This window comes from Rhizobium bangladeshense (genome assembly GCF_017357245.1).
GTDB classification, from domain to species: Bacteria; Pseudomonadota; Alphaproteobacteria; order Rhizobiales; family Rhizobiaceae; genus Rhizobium; species Rhizobium bangladeshense.
Genome location: NZ_CP071613.1, coordinates 113,578 through 128,109, shown reverse-complemented (window position 1 = coordinate 128,109; position 14,532 = coordinate 113,578). Strand labels below are relative to the sequence as shown.

Genomic DNA, 14,532 nt, shown 5'->3' with positions numbered 1-14,532 from the left:
CCCGCTCTTGCGCCCCACTAGGAGGTCGGACGAAACCGGACGCAACAATCCGCCGCATGAGCCTGAGTTTCGTGTGCGGGTGTTGCGATAAAGGGCCTGCCACAAGACAACGGCACGGTTGCAGTCGCCACTCTCAGGATTTCCGCGACAGTGCTGGCGCATCGCTATTCCGGCAGCTTTCTGGCAGCCAAAGCCACGCGATCACGCCGACGATCAGCGTCAGCAGGCCGCCAATGCCGGCTGCAATATGCAGGCCGGTAAGAAATGCTTCCTTGGCCTGGGCCGCGACTCCAGGGGCGATGCCCACATGATCCAGCGTTTCGTTTAGGGTTCCGGCCACACCGGGGCCGAGCAGGCGAAAGCTCAAGGCGGCAAGCGATCCAAGCAAGGTGATGCCGAGCGCATTGCCTAACTCGTTGCTGGTTTCAGCGATTGATCCGGCGGCGCCGGCTCGCTCTGCCGGAACTGCTGAAACCGCAACCTCTGCAACGAGGCTGAACGACAGTCCGTAGCCGATTCCGGCGATCATCGTTGATGAGATGAAGGCCGAGACGCCAGATTCGGTGCTTGTCAGCAGCAGAATGAAGACGCCCGCACTTATCAGCAGATGCGTCGCCACGAGTGCAGCCTTGCGACCGATCCGTTCCACGATCCGCGCAGTCCCTACGCATGTGACGGTCAGCACAATGGCCCCCGGCAGCGTGAGCAGCGCGGTCGTGAACACGTCGAAGCCGAGCACCGTTTGGAGATAGATGCCGGACAGGTAGCTGGCTGCGGACCAGACGACGAGCGACAAAAGCCCAGTCATGATCGCAATGGAGAAGATGCGATCACGGAACAGGCTGAGATCGAGCAGCGGATAGTCGATGCGGGTCTGTCGGCCTAGGAACAGCGCGAGGGCAATGATACCGACGATCCCGCCCGCTGACTGCTTCGCAGTAAAGCCTTCTGCTGCGACGGCTTTGAGCGACCAGGTGAACAGCAGGATACCCACACATGACAGAAGAAGGCTCGCCGGGTCGATCCGGCCGTAAGTCGTCGAGTGGACCTCGCGCAGCAGAAGCGGCGCGACGATGAGGAAGGCCACCAAAACGGGGACGTTGATAAGGAAGACGACGCCCCACTCGAACTGCCGAAGCAACGTGCCGCCGATCAGGGGGCCGATAGCAAATCCGGCCGCGAACGTCGCGGCGAAGATGCCGATCGCTTGTGCGCGCATACGCGGATCGGGAAACAGCGCGCTGACAACCGCGAGCCCGGACGGCAGCAATGTCGCGCCGCCCAGCCCCATGAGGGCGCGAGCGGCTATCAGCATCAATGGCGACTGCGAAAGAGCAGCGCCGAGCGATCCCACGCCGAAGATCACCGCTCCGATCATTATGACCTTGAGCCGTCCATAGCGGTCGCCGAGATTGCCGAAGGCGATCAGCAGCGAACCGACGACGAACCCGTAAATGTCGAGAATCCATAGCGCCTGGTCGGCCGTTGGCCTGAGCGCGGAGGTGATGTGCGGCATGGCGAGGTAGAGAATCGAGCCGTCCATGGCGACAAGCAGGACAAGCGGCAGCACGGCCATGAGGCCAAGCCATGCCTTTCGATTTATGGAAGTTGGTACTGTCACATCGGTCATCGGGCACAGATCCTCTGCTTGCGGCGCGCAGGCGCGCCACTACGATCGCCGGAACAGGGCCGGCGGATGGTTGCGTTTGAAGAGTTGCTTCTATATACTTTAAGTAAGTTACTTTTGGTATATAGCTATGTCAAGCACACAAGATGACAGTCGAACCGCCGCGAAGCGCGTTCGTTTGAGCCGAGAGGATCGGCTTCGCCAGCTCCTCGATGTGGCGTGGCGGCTCGCGCGCGAGGAAGGCACCGACGCACTGACCCTGCCGCGCATGGCGGATAAAGCAGGCGTCACCAAGCCGGTAGTCTATGAGCATTTCAGAACGCGCAATGGCTTGCTGACGGCGCTCTATCAGGATTTCGACGCCCGTCAGACGGCGGTGATCGACGCCGCGCTTGAGTCCAGCGAACCGACCCTGGAAGGAACGGCACGGGTCATCGCTTCGTCCTATGTCGAATGCGTGCTTGCCCAGGGCCGCGAGATGCCCGGCGTGTTGGCGGCGCTTGCCGGCTCTCGCGAACTGGAGACCGTCAAGCGCGCCTATCAAGTGGAGTTCATCGGAAAATGCCGCAAAGCACTGGCCCCGTTCACGGGATCGAAGGGCATCGCGCAGTCTGCCTTTTGGGCAATTCTCGGCGCAGCCGACGCCGTATCCCATGCCGCTGCGACGGGAGAGATCACGGTCGAACAGGCGCAAGCCGAACTCTACGAGATCATCGTTGCGACAGTCGGCCGGAGCTTGGCCGCTTAACGGGGCAGACGAGAAGGCGGCTTTGCATAAGTCGGCACCTGAAAGCGGCGGCGATAGTTTCCCGGAGCCAAGCCGGTGACCCTCCTGAACAAGCGTCGAAAGAATGCAGGCTCCTCGTAGCCCACCTGCCAGCTAACCTCGTCAACGGAGGCATCTGTGCGCTCCAGGCGGCGTTTGGCCTCCTCTATCCTCAAGCGCTGGACATAGGCGATCGGGCTCATGCCGGTTGCCTGGGTGAATCGCCGCTTGAAGGTCCGTTCCGTTAGGCCCGCCCGCTTGACCATCTGCTCCAGAGGATTGGCGACGGAAAAATGGTCGGCAAGCCAGTCCTGCGCGGTCTGAATCGCCTGATCGCCGTGGTCGCGCCGCCCCTCAAAGACCATGTAGGGCGCAAGCCCGTCCTGGTGCCATTGCAGCGCGAAGTAGCGGGCGACGGTCTGCGCCGCCGTCGCCCCCGCGTGGCGCGCGATCAGGTAGAGGACGAGGTCATGCCAGGTCATGGACGCCCCGGAGGTGACAAGCTCATCGCGCTGGCCGGCAACCACCAGCACCTGTTCCGGATGGATCGGCACCTGCGGATAGGCGGCCCGGAAAGCCGGAGCATAGCCGAAATGCACGGTGGCATCGGCACCATCAAAGACACCGGTCTCTGCAAGCAGAAATATGCCGGAACAGGCGGAGCAGATCAGTGCCCCCTTCTCGTGCATCATCCGGCACCAAGCGACAAGCTCCGGATAGCGGCCCTTGACCCAGCCCTCCGCGGCAAGCACCACCGATGGCACGATGACGATGTCCGTCCGCTCGATATCAGCGACAGGCCGCTGCACCATCATCGGCACATGGCTTGCAAGCGTCAGCGGCCCTTGCCGCTCTCCCACGATTTCGACGTGGAACGGTGGCGTCCTGCGAACGCCTCCGCCCGCCGGCACGATGGCAAAGGCGTTCATGACGTCGAAGATGCCGCTCAGCGTCGAGACCGCCGCCTCCGGCAACGCGACCAGGCTGACATGGAGCGGTTGCGGCTCCCCGTCCTTCTGCACGTCTGACATGTTCATCGTTCGCCCCCACTGCCGAACACGATACACTCGACGTCCGTCAAGCGCCACGCCGGATGTAGCGTCGCTACATCATCCGGTGGCACGAACGGACCGATTTTGGCCGGCACCGCTCTGCCGCTTGCCATCCCGGCCTGCGATCCTCCCCTCACCTCGATCGGAGGTTTTCAGCCAGGAGAAACATCATGGACACCTTGCAAACCAAGAGTATCGACAGCGCCAAGCTGGACTCGCTCGTAAGTCGCGCCGTCAGCGACCTTTCCGCCGGCTATGGCGGCGTCATGGTCAGCCTCGGCCACCGGCTCGGCCTCTACAAGGAGATGGCCGGCCGCGGGCCGCTCACCTCGCGCGAGATCGCGACCCGCGCCCGCTGCGCCGAACGCTATGTGCGCGAATGGCTGAACTCGCAGGTAGCGGGCGGCTACGTCACCTACCATGCCGTCAGCGGTACCTACGAACTGACGCCGGAACAGGCGTTTGTGCTGGCGAACGAGGACAGCCCCGTCTTTATCCCCAACGCCTGGGCGACGCCGGCTTCCATGTGGGCCGACGAGAACAAGGCGGTCGAGGCCTTCCGCACCGGCGCCGGCATCCCCTGGGGTGACCATGACGGTCGGCTCTTCTGCGGGGTAGCGTCCTTCTACCGCAACGCCTATCGCGCCAGCCTTGTCCCAGAATGGCTGCCGGCGCTCGACGGCGTGGTGGAGAAGCTGAAGGCCGGCGTGCTGGTGGCCGATGTCGGCTGCGGCTACGGCCATTCGACAGTGCTGATGGCTGAGGCCTTCCCGACGTCGAAGTTCCACGGCTTCGACACCCACGACCAGTCGGTGCTCGAGGCACGCAAGGTGGCGAGCGAGGCCGGCGTCTCCGACCGCGCAACCTTCTTCACCGCGCGGGCGGAAAACTATCCGGGGAAGGGCTATGACCTCATCTGCTTCTTCGACTGCCTACACGACATGGGCAATCCTGTGGCAGCCGCCACGCATGCGGCCAAGGCCCTTGCCAAGGACGGCACGGTAATGCTGGTCGAGCCATTCGCCAACGATCGGGTGGAGGATAACATCTCGCCCGTCGCTCGGCTCTACTACGCCGCGTCGACGACGATCTGCTGCGCCCATGCGATCTCCGACGGCGGCCACACGGTGCTGGGCGCCCAGGCCGGCGAGGCAAGGCTGAAAGACATCTTCCGCAAGGCAGGCTTCACCCGCTTCCGCCGGGCGATGCAGACCCCCTTCAACCTGATCCTCGAGGCCCGCCTCTGATCCGGTGTACCAGTGCCGGTCTCCGGCGCGATCAATGCAGGCACTGATATCGCAACGGGCCTGCATTGCAGCCCCTTCACTCACGCAACGAAGGTAGCCCGAGTGACAAGGCATAGACGACGCCGGTTCAATGAGGTCAGCTTTGGGGGCAAACATGTCACCTTGCCAGCCCTCTGCATCGTCGGCTTTCGCAACACTGCTAGAACGGACTTCATGACGGACATGAAGGCGCGAAGCGGCTCGGTGAATTCGTTCAAACGGGAGCCATTTGCGCCGAGAAGCCGGATAAAAATCAGCAAGAAGCGGTTGTACCGTATCCGGAGCCGCTGAGCCAGCAGCAACCTGTAGCGGCCTAGCTGCTTTTGGCTGCAGAGAACGATAGCTGATGATCAACCCGCGGGATAATATCTTAGAGCGGCCTGCGCCGGGCCGGCGCCGGCCCCCAGTTATGCTCTCCAGTGTCAGGCCGGTACCAAGCCACGCACCATACGAAACATCATAGGAAATGACCGGGGTCCATCGGGCAAGCCAACCAGATACCCGGCACGAACATGCTGTTCGATCGAACCGCGGGCGTCGTCTGAAAGTGCCATCAATGTGCTTGTGGTGCTGCCTGGGCCGTCGGTGAAGGTAGCCCAATAATCCGCGAAGGACGCATACTCGCAATCCACGACAATGGGAATCTCGGTCACGTCAACGAGACCGATCTTCCGCCACAACGTCGCCTGACCATCAGGCCAGAAGAGCTGGCGCCCCGCCCGCATGGATCTCAGGCTTGCGAAGTCGGTCTCAAGTACGGCGCCGGTGTTGATAACGAGGTCGAAGGCGGGCATGCCACCAAAGAACTGAGTAACGGCGGACGCGACCACGCCGCCTGGACGGGTCACGCGCTTCATCTCGGCAGCTACCCGTTCAATTTCCGGGATAACGTCCAGGGCGAGGGTGGAAATTGCCGCATCGAAAGAGTTGGCGTCGAACCGCAGTTGCCGGGCATCACCGTGTTCATATGCGATATTGGGGTGGGATCGTCGACGGCGGACTCCTTCCAGGTATGCCTCCGATGCATCAACGCCGATCACATGCGCTCCCGCCTCGGCCAGTGCTTTCGACAACACACCCGTCCCACATGCCACATCGAGCACACGACCGCCCGGAGCAACATTCGCACGGGTGAGAAATGGGCTTGCCAGATGTTCGCTCCAGCGCCCTATGAATGTCTCGTAGACGTCGGAGTCAGCCCAATTATATCGTAGTTCTGCGGTTTCCATGGCTCGCCATCCTCCCTGGATCAAGAATGGACCGTAACACGGCCATTCAGGTCGCGCGCATCGCCGTCACACCGGGCAATCCAGCGGAACCTTATTAACGCTTCTTAAGACAACATGACATAGTGGGAACCCTGAAATCACACCGGCCTCCCCGTCGACCTGTGTTCCGAGGTACCGCTTGTCGGTTTGACCAATGTGATCCGCGCAGGTCGCACGGTGGGAGCCCGCTTCCCCATCAACTGCAATCCTTCAGCCCGGCCCGTTTGTCGATGCGCGTCTCACCTACACCGATGGCCAACATGCATGCCCCGGAAATCGGAATGCGTGCGTCAAAAATCTTACAGATCAGAACCCCCTGGGACGACAACCCAAGTGGATCAGGTGCCAGGCAGGAGCAGCGGACCGCTGAACAACGTCTGTGCGGAATGACTGCAAAGGAGGCGCGTTCCGGACGTGGCTACACTAGCGTAGCGGACGGACAGCTGACCTCTTGTTCGGCTGGTTGGCTGAGCAGTCGCAGGTAGAGTGGCTTCTCACCCGCTTGGAAGACATGATAAAGGACGCCTATGGGCATCAGGAACTATCTGATCGAAGGCGGCTCCGGCACTGGAAAGACGTCTGTTGCTACCGAACTGGAGCGGCGGGGCTACCACGTCATCCATGGTGATCGGGTCCTGGCTTATGTCGGCGACCCCGAGACAGGCCAGGCACTCACAGGACCACCCGAAGGCGCAGACCGCGTCGTTTGGGGATATGCGCACTGGATCTGGCCCGTTGACAAGGTCCGGTCCATTGCTGCCGACACCACCCATCTTGCCACCTTCTTCTGTGGCGGCTCGCGAAATTTCCACAAATTCGTGGACCTGTTTGACAAGGTATTCGTGCTCGACATCGACGTTGCGACGTTGAACCGAAGACTAGATGGAAGGCCGAATGAGCCTGGTTTCGAACCCGCCGAGCGAGCACTGGTGCTCCGCTACCATCGTACCCGGGAGTATCTCCCTACCGGAATCACGATCGACACGGCAAATACTGTCGCAGGTGTCGTCGACGATATCCTCGCTAAACTCACCTGAAGCCTTGCGCCATTGTGATCGGAAGGAAGGCACCCGATTATCGCCGGACTATTGGGCGTTGCCACTTTCGTAGCCGACCGGCAACTTGCGCGGCCTTCTGATTCACGCAACCTCCGACGAAGGCAGGGCCTTTTACGAGCATGATGGGTTCGTCGCGTCGCCCGGCAAACCTATGACCTTGGTGTTATCGTTGCGGCAGGCTTGATAGATTCCGTGGCCTCGGCCTCAGGCGACGGACCATCCACCGTCCACCAGCAGGTTGGCGCCGGTGATCAGGCTGGCGGCCGGCGATGCCAGGAAGACGACGGCACCCACGACATCATCGGTTTCACCGATCCGGCCAAGCGGAATGTGATCGAGCGTCGCCTGGCGATTGGCGGGATCGGAGAGAAAGGGTGCCGTGCCATCCGTGTGGATGAAGGTCGGCGATACGGTGTTGACGGTGACATTATAGCGCGCCCATTCGGCTGCAAGGCAGCGGGTGAGGTGATTGATCGCCGCCTTGCTCATGCAATAGATTGCCTCGCCGCGCAGCGCCACGGTACCGGCCTGTGAGCTGATGCTGATGATCCGGCCCTCGTTGCGCTTGATCATATGACGCCCCACCGCCTGCGTCATCAGGAAGGTGCCCTTGATGTTGACATCAAGGATCTCGTCAAGGTCCTCCTCCTCGACAAGTTCAGCAAGGTTGCCTGGAGCCACGCCGACATTGTTGACGAGAACGTCAATCCGACCAAACGTCGTCAGTGCTGCGTCGACAGCCCGTGCGATATGAGCTTTGTTAGGAATGTCCAGTTCAACAGCGAGGACTTTTCGTCCGGCGCCCTCCAGTTCGGCGACCAGATCCGCCGACGCTTCGACATTGCGGACCCCCAAGACGATATCGGAGCCTGCGGCGGCACAGGCAAGCGCGCAAGCCCGCCCGATCCCACGGCTCGCACCTGTTACCAAAGTCACCTTGCCCTCAAGGCTGAAGTCCGGCGCGTTCCTCTGCATCATGGTCCTCCCTTGATGAAATCAATTTATCGCAGTGTCAGCGGGCCGAAGCCAGAAGTTTTGCTGTAGGCCCGCGATCAACGCCGCGCCGGCGGCTTGGTTGCGGCGCGCCGCTGCAGCGCAAAACGCGCGGCCGAACAGTTGACGTCGGGAACGAGATCGTAGGTCTGCTGATAGAGGCTCTGTGCCAGCGTGTTGTTGCCGCGATCCTCCGAGGCAAGAGCGGCGAGCGCCGTGCGCTTGTAGGCCTCGACGATCGGTTCGGCCGCCTTTGCCAGCGCCGCGTCGTCGGAAGGTTCGGTTGCCAGCGAAAGCGCGGCATAGGTTACATTGCCATCTCGGCCGACTCGGCCGCCAACGGCGCCGTTGAAACTCGGTTCGGAAACCTGGCGCATGCGCCTGGCATTCTTGATGCATGTCGGGATGCGGGCGGCTTCGGCATTGATGCGCTCCGCCGTCGGGCCGCTCTCCGTGCTGCCGCCGCCCGAGAGGATCACATAGGCGACGATGCCGACGACGGCGAGGTAGACGAGACCTATGCCGGCGAGGAAGGCGGGCTGCTTGAAGAGCGGCTTTTTCGGCCTGCCGTCGCCTGCCTTGGCAGTCTCCTTCTTCGGTGCCTCCTTGGCCGGCGCCTTCTCCACAAACTGGAATTCGACATCCTTGCCGAGGCGGAAGCTGTCGCCGGCCTTGAGCGAGGCGGTTTGCAGCAGCGCCTCGCCGCGCAGCATGATGGGGTTCAGCCCCATGCGGCGGATGATGAAGCCGCCATCGCTCTGCTTTTCGATGCGCGCATGGATGGGCGCCAGGAACGGATCGTCGACGACGATATCGGCATTGGCTGCCCGGCCGATCGACATTTCGGCCCGATCGAGCACATGGCTGCGGCTCTGGCCGCCGGGGCCGGTCTGCAAAAGGCTGGGCTTGTTGCCGCGAAAGAAGGAAAAGACCATGATCAGAACATCCCACTCGACATCATCTCGACGATTGCCGGCGCCAGCACCAGAAGAAGGATCGACACGACGATCATCATCGCCGGCATCACGATCTTGGCTTTCAGCTTTTCGCTGGCCCTATCGGCCTTTTCCCAGCGTCGGAAGCGCAGGTCGCGCGCATGTTCGCGCAAGAGCTCGACGCGGTTGCTGCCCTCGACCTCGCCCTGAATGACGGCGCGGATGACGCGCACCACCTCCTCGGCGGTCATCCGCGCCTCCAGGCGCTGCAGCGCCTCGATCATGCCGGTGCCGAGCGCCACGTCCTTCAGCGTCTGCTCGATCTCCTCGCTCATGACAGTGCCGGGCGCGGCCTCGGCATAAAGCCTCAGGCTTTCCGGCAGGGTCGCCTGTGCCTGTTGCGTCATGACGACGAGATCGAGAAAATAGGGAAATTCGCGCGAGATGCGTTCCTTGCGGTCCTGCATCTTGTCGTCGGCGACGACCCAGAAATAGATGGCGGGGATGAAGCCGAGGATCAGGCCGGCGACCACACCGCCGATCACGCTGCCGCTCGCAATGCCGAACAGCAGGCCGAGCACGATGAAGCCGAAAAGGCTCAGGACGACGAGAAGGGCGATATATTCGCGGCCCGTCACACCCCCGAAGGGCCGGCCGCCATAGATCAGCTTGCGTTCGAGCTGCGCGCCATAATCGGCAAGAAGCGGGTCGAAATGCCTCAGCACGAATTCGACCGGCGTGCGCATGCCGATGCTGTCGACGATATTCGGCGGCGGCCCTTCGCCGCCTGCCGTGCGGCGCACGACCTGGATGCTGCCGAGCAGATCGCCGATCCACCAGACGATGAGCGCCGCCGTTATGCCGGCAAGGACGATGGCGACCGGGGCGAGGGGGATTTCCGACATCATACCGACACCTTCATCATCGAGCGCATCCAGAAGAAGCCGGTGGCATAGAGAATGGCGCCGACGATCGCGATGACGATGCCGACGACGTTGCCGAACACCTTGTCGATCAGCTCCGGCTGGCCGAAAAAGATCATCAGGATCATGAACAGCGCGCCGCCATTGACGACGCGGAAGTTCATCCGCGCCTGCGACGACGAGGTCGTGATCTTCTGGTCGAGCTTCCAGATTTCCTTGAAGGATTTCGACATTTCCGTCAGCGGCTCGGAAATGTCGCCGCCCTGGCGGGCAAACAGGCCAAGCGCGGCATCGACCATCTTGAAATGCAGGCTCGGCACGTTGCGGCCGTGGCGGTCAAGCGCCTCGACCAGGCCGATGCCGAGCTTCTGTTCACGAGCGATGCGCTCGAATTCGCGCGAGGCCGGCATCTGACCGGTGTCGGCGACCGCATTGACGGCGACGGCGAGCGGCTTGCCGGTGCGCACCGCCGAGACGATCTGGTCGACGGCATAGGGAAGCTGCGATTCGATCTGTAGCCAGCGGCGCTGCAGGAAATAGCGGATCGTCGCCTTGGGCAGGAAGAAGGCGACGGGAATGGCAACGACGATGCCGACAATCGGTCCGAAAATCAGCGAGATCACGGCGAAGATGACGACCGCGGTGATCGCATAGGCAAGGATCATCGTATAGGGCGGCACGGCATCGCGCCCGAACACCTGGGCTGCTTCGCTGGCAAGCGCAATATCACGTTCGGTGGCGCGCAGGAGCGGTGCCGGCCATTGCACCGGCGCTCCCCAGACGAGAAGCCCCGCCGTCACCGCGCCGAGGGCGATCGTCAGGATCTGCAGAATGCTGATGTCCATGGTTCCACCCTCAAACGAACATATCGAGGTTCTTGATCTCGCCGTCTTCTCCGAACTCGACGAGCTCGGCTACGAAGCTCGGCAGGTAGCCGGTGAAGGCATGCACCGCCTGGCCGCCGGCGCGGCCGACGAGATTGAAGATCGGCTCGACGATGACGAGGCCGGTATCCGGATCGATGCCGATCACCTCCGATATTTCGGTGACGGCGCGCCGGCCGCTTTCCAGGCGGTTGAGCTGCACGACGAGCTCGACGGCGGCGACGATCTGCTGGCGGATCGCCATGACGGGCAGCGAGCTCTGGCCCTGCAGCACCATCACCTCGAGGCGGGTCATCATGTCCTGCGGCGTGTTGGCATGCGCGGTCGTCATCGAGCCGGCATGGCCGGTGTTCATCGCCTGCAGCATGTCGATTGCCTCGGCGCCACGGCACTCGCCGACGATGATGCGGTCGGGGCGCATGCGCAGCGCATTGCGCACGAGATCGCGAATGGTGACGCTGGTCTCGCTCTCCGCCGTCTTCGGCCGCGATTGCAGGTAGACGACATGAATGCCGTCGAGCTGCAGTTCGGACGTGTCCTCGACGGCGACGACGCGCTCGCCGACCGGGATGAATTGCGAAAGGCTGTTCAGGAGCGTCGTCTTGCCGGAGCCAGTGCCGCCTGAGACGACGATGTTCTTGCGGGCGCGCACGGCCGCCTCGAGGAAGGCACGCATCGGCTCGCTAAGCGCGCCTGCGGCGACCAGCTTGCTGATGTCGAGCCGCGACTTGCCGCCGAACTTGCGGATGGTGAGGCAGGCGCCCTTGACCGCGAGCGGCGGGATGACGGCATTGACGCGCGAGCCGTCGGGCATGCGGAAGTCCGCCATCGCCTCGCTCTCGTTGATCGAGCGATTGGAATCGACGGCAATGCGCTCGATCACCTTCATCAGCTGCCGCTCGTTGGCGAAGGCGAAGGGGTAGCGTTCAAGCAGGCCGAATTTTTCGACATAGATCTCGTCGTAACGCGTCACCATGATTTCGGAGATGACGTCGAGATCCATCAGTTCCGAGATCGTGCCCCAGCGATACATCAGCTCCTCGATGTTGGAGCGCAGGTGCATATGGGCGATCTCGTAGCGGTCGCCGGCGTTGAAGAGGGCTTGCCGGGCCTGGAAGGCGGCGCTGAAGCGCGTGTCGAGCTGGGCGAAATCGGCGCGGGTGGATTCGAAGTTCAGCTTCAATTGCAGCGCCGAGATCAGCGCCTTGCCGACATCGAAGAGCCGGCGGTTGTCCTGCTCTTCGCGCGCGAGGATTGCCGCATGCGAGGCACCGTCGCGCCGTCCGGTGCGGGCGATGCGTTTTGCCAGCCAGCGATAGACGGCGTTCTTGATGACGAGGATGACGAGATCCTGCGGCGCGCTGTCGAGCGCCTCTTTGATGAACAGGTCGAGCCGCTCGCGGATGCGGCTGCGCGTCTCCTCGCGGCCGAAATCGGAGGATTTGACCAGCCGGTCATATTGCGTGTCCTTTAGCAATCGCTCATGTATTTCCATCTGCAGCGCCAGCACCCGCTCCTGGTCCGGAAACTGCGTGACCGCCTCGGGCGCCGCTGCCGGCTCGACAAGTTCGATGGTGACATTCGGCACCCAGATCGACATGCCGGCCGAGACCGCAACCGGCGTGCCGGCCCGGAGCGGCTGGTCATCGACCCGTGTCGGGTTGCGCCCATGATGCTGGACCGACCACCCCTGGCCGGACTTGCGCAGCACGAATTGCGGCGAGGACACGTGGCTGCCGCGCAGGCGCACGATGCCGACGCCGGCGGGAAGCGAAAGCGTGCTGCTTTCGCCGACGAAATAGGTCTCGTTCGCCGAGAGCGGGATTACCTCCCGTCCGCTGCCGTCCTCATAGGAAATCTTCAACAGCATGGCTCACTCCCCGACACGGTCACATGCGCGTCCAGTTGATGCTCGGCAGGTCTTCGACGCTGTTGTCCGCAGGATTGCGCAGCACGAGGTTGAGGCGACCATTCGCCTGGCCCATCGCGAAGATCAGCATCTCGGCTTCCGACGGCGTCACTTCGACTGTTACGTGATTATAGCTGCTATTGGCTTTGGTGACCGCGCCTTGCGGCGTGGTCGCCGCACCGACGGCGAGCACCTTGACGTTCTGCAGGAAGGTCCGGGTGACGACGCGGGTGCGCGAACTGATGCCGAGCTTGTAATCCTGCGCCTGCTTCCGATAGGCGTTGATGTCGTTCTCGTCGGCGCCCGGATATTGGGTGAGATAGTTCTTGAGCATCTGTTCGATCGGCGAAGGCGGTTGGGCCGGACCCGCCGGCTGCGCCGTCGCGGCGGGCGCCTGGCCGGGTGCGGCCGGTGGTTGCCCGGGGCTTCCCGGCTGGGTCGCGGCAGGCGGCGCCACCGGCTCGACCGGTTCATCGACCGTCCCGAGAATATCGACGTAGCTGCCCGGCTCGACAAAATGGCCGACCGCCTCGGCGGCGTTGACGGGCAGGGTGAGCGCCCGTTTGCCAGGCGCGATCATCGTCGTCAGGCGCCCCCCGTCGGTATCGTCGAAATACTGGAAAAGCAGCACAGAGCCGGCGGGAATATCAGCCGCGGCGGTCCTGTCCTTCAGCCATTCCTGATAGGCGCTGGCGGCAGGAACGGCGAGCTTGGCAAGCGGCCCGAAGCTTTCCGGTAGCATCACCGGTTCTGCGAGCATGTCCGGCGTGATCGCCTGTCCTCTCGTGACCTTCTTGTCGGGCTGGAGGCGCAGGAAGGCATAGGCCGTCTGCTCGTTCTTGACGCTCTCGGTCCAGAAGTAGAGGAGAACGCCGGTAATAAGCCCGACGATGACAGCGGCAATGAGCTTCCAGTTCATGGTGTTATTCCTTCGACGAAGGGTTGCCTGATTTGAATGACCTCAACGGTCCTGCCGTCGGTTTTACTGCTCGTGTAGAGAACATTGGCTTCGACACTGCCGCGCCGGCCATAAAGCGCGGTGACGCCGCCGCGCTGCGCCGGCGGCGCTTCGATGGTGAAACCGTCGCGGGCCAGAAGATCGGCGCGCGCATCGGACCAGCGCGCGGCGCTGAGCGTGCCCTTCGATACGACCGTGCGCGACACATGGCCCTTGTCGCGGTCGCCGATATCGCTCAGCACCTCAACGCCGGCCGGAGGACGCAGCGACATCGGCAGCTTGCCGACCTCGGCCGGCGCGGCGAAGGCCGGCAGTGTTGCGGCGACATCGTCGAAGCGGCTCATCAGTACCTCGGTGACCGGCGCATCGGCAGGCCGGCGGATCATGATCGATACGCCCGGAATCGGCGCTGTCGCCGAAGGACGGTTCGGATCCTGCCGTCTGAGGTAGTCGAGCGCAGCCTCGCCGTCGCCGTCGAAGAAGCGTACGACGACGGCAAGATCGTCGCGGATGCGGCTTACCTTCGGTACGATCAGCATGTTGGCGGCGATGACGGCGGTCAGTTCCTCCCGGTCGCTGCTTTTCGGCATGGCGGGCCGCGTATTGGCGGCCAGCACCCGCAGCCATTCGTCGGTGATGTCGGAAATGCTGCGATCGCTCTGGTAGGGCGTAAATTCAAGCGGCTGGCCGTTGATGACGAGATCGCGCGGCGCCCTTTCCGGCGCTCCGAGGATGCCGGCCAGCATCGAATTCAGCGTCAACCGGATATCCTTGTAGATTTCGGCGCGGCCCGGTGTGGCTACCACCAGGGCGAACCCGATGACCAGCGCTGCGCCGATCAGATGAACCGAGATGCGCGACCGCTGGCCCATG

The 14,532-nt window shown here is 62.8% G+C and carries 12 protein-coding genes and 2 pseudogenes; 4 read left to right on the top strand and 10 right to left on the bottom strand.

Annotation, left to right across the window (positions count from 1 at the left end; translation table 11 throughout):
• Positions 1-164: 164 nt before the first annotated feature.
• Positions 165-1,630, bottom strand: a pseudogene (locus J2J98_RS21545) (MFS transporter).
• Positions 1,631-1,757: 127 nt separating this feature from the next.
• Between J2J98_RS21545 and J2J98_RS21540 the strand changes: the two are divergent.
• Positions 1,758-2,375, top strand: coding sequence for a TetR/AcrR family transcriptional regulator (locus J2J98_RS21540; RefSeq protein WP_064708300.1), 618 nt, complete (start codon positions 1,758-1,760; stop codon positions 2,373-2,375).
• Here J2J98_RS21540 and J2J98_RS21535 read toward each other — a convergent pair.
• Positions 2,372-3,424: a GlxA family transcriptional regulator gene (locus J2J98_RS21535; protein ID WP_207603505.1), complete on the bottom strand. Its 1,053-nt coding sequence runs from the start codon at positions 3,422-3,424 to the stop codon at positions 2,372-2,374. The genes J2J98_RS21540 and J2J98_RS21535 overlap by 4 nt on opposite strands.
• A 191-nt stretch (positions 3,425-3,615) precedes the next feature.
• Between J2J98_RS21535 and J2J98_RS21530 the strand changes: the two genes are divergently transcribed.
• On the top strand, positions 3,616-4,692 hold the full coding sequence (locus J2J98_RS21530) for a class I SAM-dependent methyltransferase (protein ID WP_207603415.1): 1,077 nt from the start codon (positions 3,616-3,618) through the stop codon (positions 4,690-4,692).
• A 461-nt stretch (positions 4,693-5,153) separates the two neighbouring features.
• On the opposite strand, the gene J2J98_RS21525 is transcribed toward J2J98_RS21530, so the two are convergent.
• Positions 5,154-5,960 (bottom strand): class I SAM-dependent methyltransferase, encoded by an 807-nt coding sequence (locus J2J98_RS21525; RefSeq protein ID WP_207603414.1) that lies wholly within the window; start codon positions 5,958-5,960, stop codon positions 5,154-5,156.
• Between the two features lie 566 nt (positions 5,961-6,526).
• Between J2J98_RS21525 and J2J98_RS21520 the strand changes: the two genes are divergently transcribed.
• Positions 6,527-7,036, top strand: coding sequence for a DEAD/DEAH box helicase family protein (locus J2J98_RS21520; RefSeq protein ID WP_207603413.1), 510 nt, complete (start codon positions 6,527-6,529; stop codon positions 7,034-7,036).
• A gap of 85 nt (positions 7,037-7,121) precedes the next feature.
• Positions 7,122-7,241, top strand: a pseudogene (locus J2J98_RS30420) (GNAT family N-acetyltransferase); the annotation flags it as partial.
• A gap of 20 nt (positions 7,242-7,261) precedes the next feature.
• On the opposite strand, the gene J2J98_RS21515 reads toward J2J98_RS30420, so the two are convergent.
• From J2J98_RS21515 to J2J98_RS21485, 7 genes are all read right to left on the bottom strand, one after another.
• A complete protein-coding gene (locus tag J2J98_RS21515; RefSeq protein ID WP_207603504.1) occupies positions 7,262-8,032 on the bottom strand; it encodes an SDR family NAD(P)-dependent oxidoreductase in 771 nt (256 codons plus the stop codon).
• A 77-nt stretch (positions 8,033-8,109) separates the two neighbouring features.
• Complete coding sequence (locus tag J2J98_RS21510; protein WP_207603412.1) at positions 8,110-8,985, bottom strand: FHA domain-containing protein; 876 nt, start codon at positions 8,983-8,985, stop codon at positions 8,110-8,112.
• Between the two features lie 2 nt (positions 8,986-8,987).
• Entirely contained in the window at positions 8,988-9,893 is a 906-nt protein-coding gene (locus J2J98_RS21505; protein ID WP_207603411.1) for a type II secretion system F family protein, read from the bottom strand.
• Entirely contained in the window at positions 9,890-10,753 is an 864-nt protein-coding gene (locus J2J98_RS21500) for a type II secretion system F family protein (RefSeq protein WP_207603410.1), read from the bottom strand. The genes J2J98_RS21505 and J2J98_RS21500 overlap by 4 nt, the downstream gene beginning before the upstream one ends.
• Positions 10,754-10,763: 10 nt before the next feature.
• Positions 10,764-12,662: a TadA family conjugal transfer-associated ATPase gene (locus J2J98_RS21495; RefSeq protein WP_207603409.1), complete on the bottom strand. Its 1,899-nt coding sequence runs from the start codon at positions 12,660-12,662 to the stop codon at positions 10,764-10,766.
• Positions 12,663-12,681: 19 nt separating this feature from the next.
• A complete protein-coding gene (gene cpaB, locus J2J98_RS21490) occupies positions 12,682-13,620 on the bottom strand; it encodes a Flp pilus assembly protein CpaB (RefSeq protein ID WP_064708290.1) in 939 nt (312 codons plus the stop codon).
• The gene (locus J2J98_RS21485; RefSeq protein WP_138394722.1) at positions 13,617-14,531 is read right to left on the bottom strand and encodes a hypothetical protein; all 915 of its coding nucleotides are present in this window, start codon (positions 14,529-14,531) and stop codon (positions 13,617-13,619) included. Before J2J98_RS21485 ends, cpaB begins: the two co-directional genes overlap by 4 nt.
• Between the last annotated feature and the right edge of the window lies 1 nt (position 14,532).

Coding starts and splice junctions, on each gene's coding strand:
- J2J98_RS21505 (WP_207603411.1), bottom strand. CDS start 9,893: ATGATGTCGGAAATCCCCCTCGCCCCGGTCGCCATCGTCCTTGCCGGC.
- J2J98_RS21495 (WP_207603409.1), bottom strand. CDS start 12,662: ATGCTGTTGAAGATTTCCTATGAGGACGGCAGCGGACGGGAGGTAATC.
- cpaB (WP_064708290.1), bottom strand. CDS start 13,620: ATGAACTGGAAGCTCATTGCCGCTGTCATCGTCGGGCTTATTACCGGC.
- J2J98_RS21485 (WP_138394722.1), bottom strand. CDS start 14,531: ATGGGCCAGCGGTCGCGCATCTCGGTTCATCTGATCGGCGCAGCGCTG.
- J2J98_RS21525 (WP_207603414.1), bottom strand. CDS start 5,960: ATGGAAACCGCAGAACTACGATATAATTGGGCTGACTCCGACGTCTAC.
- J2J98_RS21540 (WP_064708300.1), top strand. CDS start 1,758: ATGTCAAGCACACAAGATGACAGTCGAACCGCCGCGAAGCGCGTTCGT.
- J2J98_RS21520 (WP_207603413.1), top strand. CDS start 6,527: ATGGGCATCAGGAACTATCTGATCGAAGGCGGCTCCGGCACTGGAAAG.
- J2J98_RS21510 (WP_207603412.1), bottom strand. CDS start 8,985: ATGGTCTTTTCCTTCTTTCGCGGCAACAAGCCCAGCCTTTTGCAGACC.
- J2J98_RS21515 (WP_207603504.1), bottom strand. CDS start 8,032: ATGCAGAGGAACGCGCCGGACTTCAGCCTTGAGGGCAAGGTGACTTTG.
- J2J98_RS21530 (WP_207603415.1), top strand. CDS start 3,616: ATGGACACCTTGCAAACCAAGAGTATCGACAGCGCCAAGCTGGACTCG.
- J2J98_RS21535 (WP_207603505.1), bottom strand. CDS start 3,424: ATGTCAGACGTGCAGAAGGACGGGGAGCCGCAACCGCTCCATGTCAGC.
- J2J98_RS21500 (WP_207603410.1), bottom strand. CDS start 10,753: ATGGACATCAGCATTCTGCAGATCCTGACGATCGCCCTCGGCGCGGTG.